The organism is Catellatospora paridis (assembly GCF_009720365.1).
GTDB lineage: Bacteria > Actinomycetota > Actinomycetes > Mycobacteriales > Micromonosporaceae > Catellatospora > Catellatospora paridis.
Genome location: NZ_WBZD01000038.1, coordinates 123,710 through 136,459 on the forward strand (window position 1 = coordinate 123,710; position 12,750 = coordinate 136,459).

Below are 12,750 nucleotides of genomic sequence, written 5' to 3' on the forward strand. Positions count from 1 at the left end.
CAGAGTTATTGGTCTGTATTGTCTGAATTCATGGCTTTTACGGGGACAGTTTATGGGCGAAAGGTCCACCTCGCCGGCACCTGGTTCGACGCCGTCACCGAGGAGGCCGTGGCCGAAAGAGTGATCGCCGCCCTCGATCGCGGCGACGGCGGACGCATCCTCACCCCGAACGTCGACATCATGCGGCTGGCCTCCGGCCGGGGCGTGCGCGCCGCCGAGATCCGCGGCTTCCTCGAGGACGCGACCATGGTCGTCGCCGACGGCATGCCACTGGTCTGGGCCAGCAAACTGTCTCGTACCCCGCTACCCGAACGGGTGACCGGCTCCGGTCTCATCTGGAGCCTGTCCGCCGCTCTCGGCCGCGCCGGCCGCTCGGTGTACCTGCTCGGCGGCACACCGCCCGACGAGACCGGCACCGACGGCGCGGTCAAGGCCGCGTCGGTGCTCGCCGCCGGCTGCCCCGGGCTGCGCATCGCCGGCCAGGTCGCCCCGCCGTTCGGCTTCGACCTGGACCCGGACCGGTGCGCGGAGGTGTACACCGACGTCATCGAGGCCAAACCCGACTTCGTCTTCGTCGGCCTCGGCTTCCCCAAGCAGGAGCGCGTCATCTCCGACCTGCGCGCCGAGCTGCCCTTCAGCTGGTTCATCGGCTGCGGCGCGGCCATCGGCTTCGTCGCCGGCGAACTGCACCGCGCCCCGATCTGGATGCAGCGCAGCGGCCTCGAATGGGCCCACCGCCTGGCCCAGGAACCCGGCCGCCTCGCGGGCCGCTACCTCGTCCGCGACCTCCCGTACGCCGCCCGCCTCCTGGCCACCGCCGCCCTCCGCCGTAGGTAAGGAAGGGCGCCTTCCCATCGCACCCAGGTGATCATGAAGTTGTGGCCGCGACGCGCCGTCGAGCCGTGCCATAAGTTCATGATCAACGCCGAACTCGGCGGCCGGCTCGTCAGCGGCGGAAGTGGGGGTCGTGGGCGGTTTCGCGGAAGGCGGTGAGGGGGGCCCGGTCGGGGCGGAGGGCGAACTCGCCGGCGGGGGTGCGGTTGTCGGGGTTGGACTCGAAGTAGAGGACCGCTTTGATCTGGGTGTTGCGGCGGAAGACGGTGGTGGCGTCGCGGAGCCAGTCGGCGCGCTGGGCGGCGGTCCAGGCCCGGGAGACGCCGTACTCGCCGATCATGATGGGGTGCGGGCGGGCGGCGGCCCAGCGCAGGAACGGTTCCAGCAGCGTGCCCAGGGGGACCAGCTCGGAACCGGCGTACACGTCGACGCAGGTCCAGTCGACCTGGTCGTCGCCGGGGTAGAAGTCCTGGGCGCGGCCCGCCGCGAAGCCCTCCTCGGTCGGGCACCACACCCAGGACACGTTGTCGGCGCCCTCGGCCGTGAACAGGGCGCGGGTGTGCCGCCAAGCGGCCACGTACTCCTCGGGTGAGCCGACCTCGGCGACCAGGTTGGGCCGGTCCATCTCCCAGCGCAGCCGCAGCAGCACCGGCACGTCCAGGTCCCGGGCCTGGCGGGCGTGCTCGCGGATCTCGTCGTCGTGGTCGCCGAGGACCACCTCGGCACTGGGCCCGCCGGTCCAGCTGAACATCAGCGTCGTCCCGGAGTCCAGGAAGGTCCGGTCCGAGCTGGTGCCGAACTCCTCGCGCAGGCGGCGGTACGTGTTGACGACGTCGAGCCGGCGGCCCAGCTCCTGCTCGAACTCGGCGACACCGGCGACCCGGCCGGCCTGGGTGAGGCTGTCCGGGCGGACCCAGGCGCCCAGCAGCGCGCCGGTCGCGGGGGCGGCGACCGGCCCGCCCGCCGCGACGGGCGCGACGGGGGAGCCGGGCGGCGGGGACACCGCGATGCCGCGGTCGGCCGGGGGCGGGGAGCCGCACGTGGCGAGCGTGGCGACGGCCGCCACCCCGGTCAGGATGCGCAGCAGGCGGGCTGCGGCGCTGGGCCGGCCGGCCGGCATGTCAGTCGACTGGCCGGGTGCGGCGCGCCACGTACAGCACGTTCACGGCCCAGGTGCCGCCCCAGCCGGTGCGGGCGACGAAGTCGTCGACGAGCTTGGCCAGCGTGCGCAGTCCGCGCCGGCCGTACCAGCCCTGCGTGAACAGGGCGAAGCCGCGCTGCTCGACGATGGTGAAGCCGTGCCGGTCGAGCAGTTCGGCGACCTCGGTGTGGTCGAGTTCGGCGAACCAGGGCGAGCCGGTGTGCCGGGCGTGGCGCAGGTGGCGCAGCGAGTGCCGGTTGCCGTGGTTCTCCACCACGAGCAGGCCCGCATCGTAGTTGGGCAGCACCTTCGCGGAGAACGCGATGGCCCGCTCGCGGACGTCGTTGTCCACGTTGAGCAGCAGCCGGAAGATGGTGACCAGGGCCGGGACCTCGGTCGGCACGGGGTCGGGCACCTCCCCCTCGGCGGCCACGTGGTGCAGCTCGGCGTACGCGCCGACCTCCTCGGCCTTGGCCAGCATTGCCGCCGACGTGTCGTAGCCGTGCGCGCCACGGACCAGTCCGTGCAGGATCCGGATGGCCCGGCCGGTGCCGCAGGCGAAGTCGTGCTGCACCGGGCGGCGGTAGGGGAAGGCCCGTTTGGCGAGTCGGCGCAGGTAGGCGCGTTGGCGCCGATTTATCGCCGAGGCGTAGCTGTCCGGGGCGTATACGACGTGCTCGTACTTCTCGACCGTCGCCTCGTCCTGGAAGATCTCGGTGTAGTCGGCGCGCATGCGGTTCGTGTTCCTTTTCTTCTCTGAGTGGTGCTGTCGGTGCTCCCGCTCCGCTACCTCTGCGGAGCTCCGCTGGTGAGTCGTCTCGGCGGCCCGCCGAGGGCTCTCGGAGTACTACTCACCAGCGGCCTTGACGTTGTTGCGGCGGCCGGGACGGGCCGCGGCGAGCAGGGCCGGGATGCCCAGCCGGTCCTGGAAGCGGCGCAGCCCGCCGAGGTAGACCCCGGCGGCCAGCACCAGGGCGGCGCCCGCGCCGATCGGCTGGCTCGGCACCACCAGGCGCACCAGCCAGGGCAGCACGCCGAAACTGCCGGCGGCCAGCGCCATCGCGGTGCGCGTGCCGGAACCGAACGGGTGCAGCCGCAGCGAGGTGGCGAGCTGGGCCAGCGGCAGCAGGTTGTTCACCGCGACCGCGGCGGCCAGGCCGATCGCGGCGCCCACCACGCCGAGCCGGGGGATCGCGACCAGGTCGATGGCGACCATGGTGACCAGGGCCAGCAGCACGTTCATCAGGTTCCAGGTGGTGCGCCCGGCCATGGACAGCACCATGTCGACCATCCCGCAGCCGGTGCTGATCAGCATCGCCGCGGCCAGCACCCGCACCGCGGGGGCGGCGGCGGTGTAGGACGGGCCGAACAGCCCCAGGTACAGGTCGGCGTAGCAGGCCACGACGAGGTGCAGCGGCCAGCTGATCATCACGAGCCAGGCGGTGGCCGTCTGGTAGAGCCGCAGCGCGCCCTCCTGGTCGCCGACCGACAGCGTCTCGGCGAGGCGGGGCTGCACCACCTGCGCGATGGAGCCGTTGGCGAGCTGGCCGAGCACGACGAAACGGCCCGCGACGGCGTACGCGGCAGCCGGGGCGAGCCCGGCCAGCCCGGCGACCATGAGCACGTCGATCCGCTGCAGCGCGGTCTGCGCGGCGTTGGCCAGCGCGCGGGGGGCGGTGTAGCGCCAGAACGCGCGCCCCACGGTGCGCCCCTCGATCCGGGCGGCGGCGCGGTCGCGGCGGGTCAGCGTCGGCTCGGAGTGCCAGCGCCGCCACACCAGGAAGCCGGCGATCGCGGCCCCCGGCACGTACGGCAGCACCCAGGCCAGCGCCCAGGTGGACGGCGGGGAGATGATGTCGGACAGGGCCAGCACGGCCAGCGAGCCCACGCACAGCAGCTGGGTGGCGGGCCGCATGATCTTTTCGAGCAGCACGGTGGGCCGCATCATGCGGTAGCCGCGGGTCGCCGCGAGCAGCGCCTCCGACAGCGCCGCCACCGGCAGGAACAGGGCGAGCATGGTGAGCGGGCCGGCGTACTCGGGCACGAAGCGCGCGGCGGTGAGCCATACCGCGACGCCCAGCACGAGGCCGAGCACCGCGACCGGAACCAGCCCGCTGCGCAGGCACGGCCCGATCAGCTCGGGCCGCCCCTGGGCCCGCAGCCGGGCCGGCCAGTAGACCAGCGCCGTCGTCGTGCCCAGCCGGGCAACGCCGCCGACCAGCACGAACGCCGAGGTGGCGGCGAAGAAGGAGCCCGCCGCGGCCGGACCCAGCCCGCGCGCGACCAGCCAGGTGACCCCGACCCCGGCCACCGCGGCCAGCGCCGCGCCCGCGAGGTTGGCGACCCCGCCCCGGGCGAACCCGGACATCTCGGTGGCGGCACGGTCCGTCGCCGGCCCGGCCGTCGCCTGGGGCGGGACCGTCTGGTGGGGTGCGTTCGCGCCGGGCGGCGCGGTCAGCCGGCCGGTCACGGCCTGCCCTCGCGACGCGGGCGGGCAGCGGGAGAGGCGGCGGGTGCGCCGTGCCCGCTGACGCGGTGCGGCGGCCCGACCCGCGCCCAGTGCGCCTTCATGCGCGCCAGCTCGGCGTACGTCCCAGCCAGGTGGCCAGTTCGGCATCGTGTGGCGCGTAGTGGGCGGTCAGTTCGGCGCGCAGCCGGGCCGGCATGGGTGCGCTGCGGGGCCGGGCGTTGTGCTGCTCGAACTCGGGGTAGCTCAGCTGCGGCAGACCGAGGAACGCGAGCACCTCGTCGTAGGTCGGTCGGGGGTCGGCGAAGAAGCGCTCGCTCTCGACCACCAGGATCCGGTCGCGCCCCACCTGCTCGGCCAGCCGTCGCAGGTAGACGGCGTACTCGCCGCGGGAGCGGTAGCCGTGGTGCTGGTGCGAGAAGGAGTAGGCGTGGTGGTCGGCGAGCAGCCGCTCGCGCTGCCCGCGCAGCCGGGCCGGTTCCAGGTCGAGCGCCTGCGAGAAGTCGGTGACGGTCTCGAAGCCCCGCGCGACCTCGTGCGCGTGCTGGGAGTAGGCCCGCTCCACGGGGTCGCGGACCAGCACGATCAGCTTGACGTCGGGCAGGTCGCGGGCGATGCGCGCGCCCGCGTGCGGGTGGTAGAGGTAGTACGGGCTGGACTCGAAGGTCTGCGGCGGCACGCCCAGTTCCCGCTCGACGCGGGCGGCGGTGCGGCGCAGCGGGAAGTGGCCCTGATACCAGGCCCGGCCGCGGTGGTAGCTGGTGTCGAAGTAGTGCACACCTTTGTGCAGCACCGCCTTGAGCACGGCGGGGTGCGCGGCGAGCGCCCGGTACAGCGAGGTGGTGCCGCACCGCTGGCCGCCGCAGATCAGGAACGACGGCAGCATGCGCGCGCCCGAGGTCATCCAGCCGACCGAGCGGGAGCCGATGTGGACCACCCGCTTGACCGACTCGGGCACGTTCGACGTCTTCACTGGCTCTCCATGGGCGGGTTGGCGCGGGGCCTGCTCCGGATCTGGTGCGGCGGGCGCCGCCGGGGCGACGTCGACCGCACGGGATCCGGAACGGGGATCATCTAGAGGGACCGGACCTTGCGGATCAGGACCGGCAGCAGCCAGGTGCCGGTGACGCCGAGGCGGGCCCCGGCTTCGGCCTGGCGGTCGCTGAGGTATCGGGTGGCGAGGTCCACCAGGTACAGCAGGGCGACGATCTCGGCGCTGCCGGGCGCCACGTCGAACGGGGCGAGCAGCGCCGGGGCCTGCCGCACCGTGGACTCGACCGCGGTCTGCGCGTCGACCCCGTCCTGGATCTGCCGCTGCAGCTCGAAGTGGACGGCGTCGAAGCCGAGCGGGACGCCGGGGGTGAAACGTTCCCAGTCCCAGATCAGCAGCGCCCCGGCGACGTTGGCCATGTTCCAGGGGGCCCAGTCGCCGTGCCACGCGCCGTAGCGCAGGTTCAGCTCGGCGGCGTGCTCGACCAGCGTGCGCGCGGCCTCGAACAGCTGCGAGACCTCGGTCGCGGCCCGGCCCGAGCCCTCGGGCGTGTCGGCGACGAGCTGGCACAGCCGGTTGCGCAGGTCCGCCCAGTACGGGCTGGTGGCCAGCCAGCCCTGGGTGAGCCCGCAGGCGCCCGCGACCTCGGCCATGGCGCGCTGCAGCCGGACGCCGGACAGCGGCACCCGGGGCTCCCACACCGGCAGCGCGGACTGCACCAGCACCTGCATGCCCCGCCACTGGCCGGCGTGCAGGATGCTCGGCACCACGATGTCGGGCAGCCGCACGTGGGACAGCGCGGACAGAGCCGCGGTCTCGGCGCGCACCAGCCGCCGGGTGAGCGGCCCGACCCCGAACTTGGCGAAGCCGATGGTGCGGCCCCGGGGGTCGAGCAGCTGCAGGACCGGCTTGCGGTTGGCGCGTGCGGGTCCGATATGGATGCTGACCTGCAACGGAGTGCCCAGCGCCGTGGACAGGAAGTGGTCGACGGTGTCCGTCGCGCCGTCCGGCGAGGTCAACCGGACCCGGTCGCGGACCAGGGCCGACCACGCGCCGGAGTGCAGAGCCATGGCGACGGCGTCGCGCTTGAGCCGGCCCAGCCGCCCCTGCGGCTCGCTGAAACGGCGCACCGCGGCGGCGGCGACCCGGCGTGAGCCGGCGGGCACCAGCAGCTTGCACCGGCGGGCGTCCGGGATCGCGAGGTACTCGACCACGCGGCGGCCCTCGGCGGCGGTGGAGCAGCCCGGGTAGAGCAGTTCCAGCACCTCGCGCAGGTACTGTCCGCGCAGCTGCGCGTCGCCGGTGGCGACCTGCCCCGCGGCCGTGTCGATCGCCGTCACGGGGTGTGCCCGTCTTCGCGCTCGCTGCTTCGCACGTCAGTTCCTCCGCTGGTGTCCGTTATGTCCCACGGACTCAACGGAGCTGGACGCGATCTGGAAGCGGGAGTTGCGCCACAGCACCACATATCCGAGGAAGGTGAAGGCCAGGGGCGTGACGAGCGAGTTGTACCAGAGCGCGGCGATGAACGAGCCCGCGATCGCGGCTGACGCGGCCAGTCCGATCGCGGAGCGGTCGCGGCGGAAGCGCCACAGTGCGTACCCGAAGAAGGCGAAGTAGGTCAGCGTGCCGGCCAGGCCGTGCGCGTACAGCAGCTGCCACAGCTGGCCGTTGCCGCCGACGGTGAAGTTGCCGCAGCGCTCGCAGGCCGCCGACTCGCCGACCGCGATCGACTGCCGCCCGCCCTGGGTGCTGCGGGTCGAGCCGAAGCCGAGCACCGGCGACTCGACGACGCCCGACACGGCCCGCTCGGTGAGGAACATGCGCACCCCGTTGGACTTGCCGTTGTCCAGGCGGCGCTCGATCACCCCGCCGAGCGGGGTGGTGGCCAGCGCGACGGCCAGCCCGGCCAGCACCACGCCCAGGGCGACCAGCGCCCGCAGCCGCCCCGCGAGGGCCTGGCGCACCGCGATGAAGACCGCCGTCGCGCCCAGGCCGATCCACAGCCCCCGGTTCAGCGAGTGCACCACCGGCACGACCGAGACGGCGAGCAGTCCGACGGCCAGCACCCGGGTGCGCGGCCGGCTCGGGTAGGCGAAGACGGCCGCCACGAACCACACCACGAGCAGGCAGAAGTTGTTTCCCCAGGTGTTGGTGTAGCCCCACGGCGCGGCCGGGCGGGGCAGCGGGTCGCCGACCAGATCCATGATCTGCGCGGCGTACGGGTGGACCAGCGACTTCACGAAGCCCTTGCCGCGGACCCCGTCAGGCAGCAGCAGCTCCACCGGCGAGGTGAACTCGAAGTGCCCGGCGAACGTCCCCAGCAGGCCACCGGCCACGGTGACCGCGAACATCCACGCGAGCAGGTTCACCAGCCGCCGCTGCGGCAGCGCCGTCACGGACAGGTTGCCCGCGTACACCAGCAGCACCGTCAGCGCCAGATGCTGGACCAGCTTGTAGACGGGCGCGGTGATCCGCTCCGCGAAGGTCGCGGTGATCGTGCCCGCCGGGTCGACGTCGAGCACGCCGAAGCCGACCACGGTGACCGTGCAGAAGGCCAGCCAGATCCAGAACGCGGGCGGCAGCCGGACCGGCAGGCCCTGCGCGTGCCGGCGGTAGAGCTGCCACGCCATCGGCACCGCCATCAGCGGGAAGATCAGCACCCCGAGGCCGAGCGCCCACCACAGCGGGTAGAGCGCCAGCAGCGAGGTCAGCGGCCAGGCGGGCCCGAACAGCAGCCGGGGGCGGGCCGTCGCGGTGGCCGGCGCGGCGACGCCGCCCGAAACGCCGGCCCGTAAGGCGAGGCTCATTGCCGGTGGGCCTCGTCCAGCTCGGTCAGGGCCGAGGCGTCCAGCGGGGCCAGCATGATGGTCTGCTCGTCGGCGTGCGGCTTGTGTCCGTTCGCGACCGCGTCGACCGGCTCCGCGTCGTCGCCGAGCAGCGGCCGGCCGGCCGGCTCGACGGGCGCGGTCTCGCCGTCGGTGCTGGACGTGGTGCGGCGGGCCCGGTGCGGCAGGCGCGGCATCATCACGCCGCCCAGCAGGGGAGTGCCGACCCGGCGCAGCTGCTCGGCGGCGTCGGCGACCTCGGGGCGGCTGGTGCGCCGGGTCTCCACCGCGAGGATCGCGGCATCGGCGAGGCTGGCCAGGCTCTGCGCGTCGGCGCTGGCGGAGGTGGAGGGGGCCTCGACCACCAGGTAGTCGGCGTGGGCGCGCAGCGTGGTGATGATGTCGCGAAGCGCGTGCGACTGCAGCATGCCTGCCGCGGTGGCGGTGCCGCCGGTGGTGATGACGTGCAGCGAGGGCGTACGCGCGGCGCGCTGCGTCGATTCGGCGAGGCTGACCCGGCCGGCCAGCACCTCGGACAGTCCCGGGGTCGGCGCGACGCCGACGAGCCGGGCCAGCGGCGCTGCTTCGGTCAGCGAGTCGGGCAGCTGCGCGCCGATGAGCACGACCTCCGCGCCGGTGCGCGACAGCGCCGCGGCGAGGTTGGCGGCGACCAGGGTCGCCGCCGGGCCGCGGCTCGCGCCGGTGACCACGACGACCTGCTCGCCGGGGCGGAACGCCGCGACGACCTCGTTGCGCAGCCGGTTGAAGGCGCGCCCGCCGGGGCTGAACGGGGTGAAGATCTCGGTGCAGCCGGCGCCCTTGCCGGGCACCGCGCCGAGCACCGCCACGCCGCTGCGGACCAGGTCTCGGCCGGCCCGCACGCGGCGGTCCAGGCGCTCGCGCAGGGCCGCCACGCCGAGCCCGGCCAGCAGGCCGAGCAGCGCGCCCGCGGCGTAGTTGACCGCCGCCGTCGGCTTCACCGGTCGGCTCGGCACGCGGGCCTCGCGGATCACGGTGCCGGCGCTGACGGTCTCGGTGGCCAGCTGGTTCACCTTGTTGTTGAGCTGGTTGATCTGGGTCACCGTGGTGTCGCGCTGGCTGTCCAGGGTGGCGTAGTTCGAGCTCTTCGGGTTCGCGCCGGAGAGCTTGCCGTTGATCTTCGTGAGGTCCTCGGTGAGGTCCTTGATCTTGTCCCGCAGCGCGGCTGCCTGCCGCTCCAGCTCCGCTTTGGCGTTGCCCTCGCGGTTGGCCAGGTAGGACTGCGCGAACGCCTTGGCCCCGGCCTGCGCCTGCGCTGGCTCCGACGCCGCGTAGTTGATCTGGAGCACGGCGGTGTTCGGCGGCACCTCGACCGAGACCGCCCCCGCGAGCACGTCGACGTCCTCGCGCTGGAGCACCTTGGCGGCCCCGGCGACGACGGCGGTGGAGCGCATGAGCTGCGCCTCGGTGTCCAGGTTGATCTCGTCGCGGGTGCGGCCGCCTGAGACGTTGGCGTCGAGGCCCGCCGGCCGTACCAGCACCGACGCCGTGGAGACGTACTCGCGCGGCAGCGATTCGTTGTACGCCGCGCCCGCGGCGGTGCCTGCCAGTGTCAGCAGGACGGCGATCCACCAGTGACGGGCGATCAAACCCAGGTAGTCGCTCATGTCGTACGACGAGGGGGGTGGCCCGGCGTATGTCGCGTCCACGGCGTGTGGCCCTTCTCCGGCGTTGTTGCGTCCGGTGAGGTCAACGGTCCGGCGGTAACGACGTAACTAGGCATATCGGCCGATACACCACGAACTACTGTTGATGCAGGTGAGAGGCCCTGGAAGGAAGTAAGCGTCAGTAAGCGCGTTCTTTGGCGAAAAGCTCGCAAACAAGACACAACGGTTATGATGCCCTTGAGGGTACGCAGAATCGGACAGAAATCTGAGTGCCTACTTTCGGGGGAAGGGGCGACCTGATGAACAGGACGCGTTTCGGCATCGCGGTCACCGTCACCATGTCCACGCTGGCCTCGGCCGTGCTGCTGGGTCTGGTGGCTGGGCGGCTGTCCGCGCCACCGACGCGGGTCACCGTGTCCGAGGACTCGTACACGATGAGCACCGAACCCGGCGTCACCGCGGGAAGCCGGCTCACCCTCACCGCGGGCGGGGTGGGCGGCGGCGCCGCGGTCAGCTACCTCAAGTTCGACGTCAAGCTGCCGACCGGCCGCCAGCCGAAGAAGGTCTGGCTGTGGCTCGGCCGGCACAGCGGTCCGCTGCCGCGGCTGGTCGAGCTGACCAGCGTCCCGGACACCCGCTGGCGGGAGGGCACCCTCACCGCCGCCACCGCGCCCCGGCTGGGCAACGTGGTGTCCAGCGTCGCGCCGGGCCGCTTCGACCGCGCGGTCGCCTTCGACGTCACCCGCGTCGTCCGCCGCTCCGGCCGGTACGCCTTCGCGATCACGGCGCCGAGTGGCACCGAAGCCGCCCAGTTCGTGGCCGGCGAAGCGGGCCTCGAGAGCACCACCACCGGCCCGCCGACCATCACCTTCGAATGGAACGAGCCGGCCTCGCCGACCCTGCCGCCGCCGGTCGACCGGCCCACGATCGCGCCGAGCCCGTCCGGGACGCCTGAGCCGGAGCCCACCGTCACCCCGTGGCCAGGCACGACGTTCGACCCGAGCGCGACGCCCATGCCGTCCACCGCGCCCGCGCCGTCGACTGCGGCCGACCCGGTGACCGACCCGAGCCCCGTGCCGACGGGAACCTACGCGACCGACCCGGTCTACGAACCCGACCCCGAGCCGAGCCTGCCGGACCCGAGCGACGCGCCGGTGGACCCCGGCCTGCCCGGTGACCCGAGCCCGTCGACCGAACCCGGCCCCGAGCCCGGTGCCGAACCGGGCCCGAGCACCGAACCCGGCCAGCAGCCCAGCCCGGACCCGGCCACCGAGCCGAGTCCCGACCCGGACCCGGCCACCGAGCCCAGCCCCGACCCGGGCACGCCGCCCGGCGAGCCGAGCCCGGAACCCGGGCCCGGCACCGAGCCGGGCACCGGTCCCGAACCGGGCTCCGAGCCGAGCGCGGACCCCGGTCCCGGCAGCCCGCCGAGCCCTGACCCCGGCACCGAGCCCGGTCCTGCTCCCGGCCCCGACCCCGGTCCCGGCCAGCCCGATCCCGGCACCCAGCCGGGCCCCGAGCCGAGTCCCGGCGTCCCGCCGGTCAGCGAGCCGACCGAGCCGCCGGCGACCGACCCGGGCCTGCCGCCGGTGATCGACCCGAGCCTGCCGCCGGTCACCGACCCGAGCACGCCGCCCACGACCGACCCGGGCCAGCCGCCCGTCACGGACCCGAGCCTGCCGCCGACCACGGACCCGAGCGCGCCGCCCGTCACGGACCCGAGCCTGCCGCCGACCACGGACCCGAGCGCGCCGCCCGCGACCGACCCGAGCGCGCCGCCGTCGACCGACCCGAGCGCGGGTCCGACCGTGCCGCCGACCTCGCCCTCGCCGTCGACCGACCCGAACCTGCCGGTGGACTGCGTCATCGGGCAGGCGCTGGTGCCGACCTGCGGGGCGCTCTGGGGCGTCGCGCCGGGGGCGCACACCTCGCAGAACCGCATTCAGGCGCTGCACGAGTTCGAGCGGCGCACCAACCGCCAGCAGGTCGTCTACCACGCGTACCACCGCGGCACCTCGCTGTTCCCCACGGCGGACGAGCTGTCCCTCGTCAGGGACCCGCTGCACAAGCGGGTGCTGTTCCTCAACTGGAAGCCGCAGGGCGTCAGCTGGGCCGGCATCGCCCGCGGCGACGGTCGCACCGAGGCCTACCTGGACCGGCTGGCGTTGCACATCCGCGGCTCGCTGCAGGACCAGTTCTTCTTCACGATGAACCACGAGCCGGAGAACGACGTCAACCCGCGGCCGGGCTCCGGGATGACCGCGCAGGACTACGCCGCGGCCTTCCGGCACGTCGTCACGGGGCTGCGCGCCCGCGGGGTGAGCAACCTGGTCTCGGTGATGTGTTACATGGCCTTCGTGCCGTGGAACGTCAAGAACTGGTTCGAGGACCTGTACCCCGGCGACGACGTGGTGGACTGGGTGGCCTGGGACACCTACGCCTACAGCGACCCGGGCTACGGCTACGGCGACTTCGCGGAGATGATGAACCGCAAGTCGGGCAGCCGCAAGGACTGGCCGGGCTTCTACAACTGGGCCGCGACGTCCTTCCCGGACAAGCCGCTGATGCTCGGCGAGTGGGGGGTGTGGCACTCCCGGTCCAACCCGCAGCACCAGGCGAGGTTCTTCGACTCGGCCCGGCTGCAGCTGGAGCTGTTCCCGCGGTTGAAGGCGCTGGTCTACTTCGAGTCACCGGCCGCCGAGGAGGGCCGCAGCTCGATGATCGACATGACCACGACCGGGCTGTCCTCGTTCCAGCAGTTCAGCCGGCACCCGGCCTTCGACATCGTGACCGGCCCGGCCTACTGAGCAGAGCACGGATCGCGACGGCCCGCCCCGCTGGCGGGC

Annotated in this window: 9 protein-coding genes; 2 read left to right on the plus strand and 7 right to left on the minus strand. The window is 73.5% G+C overall.

What is annotated here, in order from left to right:
• Positions 1–30 precede the first annotated feature (30 nt).
• Positions 31–837 carry a WecB/TagA/CpsF family glycosyltransferase gene (locus tag F9C41_RS36770; RefSeq protein WP_155391463.1) on the plus strand — a complete coding sequence of 269 codons (807 nt, stop codon included), beginning with the start codon at positions 31–33 and terminating at the stop codon, positions 835–837.
• 109 nt (positions 838–946) lie between these two features.
• On the opposite strand, the gene F9C41_RS36775 is transcribed toward F9C41_RS36770, so the two are convergent.
• From F9C41_RS36775 to F9C41_RS36805, 7 genes are all read right to left on the minus strand, one after another.
• Positions 947–1,954, minus strand: a complete 1,008-nt coding sequence (locus F9C41_RS36775) for a glycoside hydrolase family 26 protein (protein WP_155391464.1) — start codon at positions 1,952–1,954, stop codon at positions 947–949.
• Between the two features lies 1 nt (position 1,955).
• The gene (locus tag F9C41_RS36780; RefSeq protein ID WP_155391465.1) at positions 1,956–2,708 is read right to left on the minus strand and encodes a class I SAM-dependent methyltransferase; all 753 of its coding nucleotides are present in this window, start codon (positions 2,706–2,708) and stop codon (positions 1,956–1,958) included.
• A 114-nt stretch (positions 2,709–2,822) separates the two neighbouring features.
• Positions 2,823–4,445: a lipopolysaccharide biosynthesis protein gene (locus tag F9C41_RS36785; protein ID WP_230690279.1), complete on the minus strand. Its 1,623-nt coding sequence runs from the start codon at positions 4,443–4,445 to the stop codon at positions 2,823–2,825.
• Positions 4,446–4,542: 97 nt separating this feature from the next.
• On the minus strand, positions 4,543–5,415 hold the full coding sequence (locus F9C41_RS36790; protein ID WP_230690280.1) for a sulfotransferase family protein: 873 nt from the start codon (positions 5,413–5,415) through the stop codon (positions 4,543–4,545).
• A 101-nt stretch (positions 5,416–5,516) separates the two neighbouring features.
• A complete protein-coding gene (locus tag F9C41_RS36795; RefSeq protein WP_155391466.1) occupies positions 5,517–6,773 on the minus strand; it encodes a hypothetical protein in 1,257 nt (418 codons plus the stop codon).
• Positions 6,774–6,809: 36 nt separating this feature from the next.
• On the minus strand, positions 6,810–8,240 hold the full coding sequence (locus F9C41_RS36800; protein ID WP_196280104.1) for an O-antigen ligase family protein: 1,431 nt from the start codon (positions 8,238–8,240) through the stop codon (positions 6,810–6,812).
• Complete coding sequence (locus F9C41_RS36805) at positions 8,237–9,946, minus strand: Wzz/FepE/Etk N-terminal domain-containing protein (RefSeq protein ID WP_230690281.1); 1,710 nt, start codon at positions 9,944–9,946, stop codon at positions 8,237–8,239. Before F9C41_RS36805 ends, F9C41_RS36800 begins: the two co-directional genes overlap by 4 nt.
• Positions 9,947–10,203: 257 nt before the next feature.
• Here F9C41_RS36805 and F9C41_RS41675 point away from each other — a divergent pair, with 257 nt between their 5' ends.
• On the plus strand, positions 10,204–12,711 hold the full coding sequence (locus tag F9C41_RS41675) for a CBM96 family carbohydrate-binding protein (RefSeq protein WP_230690282.1): 2,508 nt from the start codon (positions 10,204–10,206) through the stop codon (positions 12,709–12,711).
• The last annotated feature ends 39 nt before the right edge of the window (positions 12,712–12,750 follow it).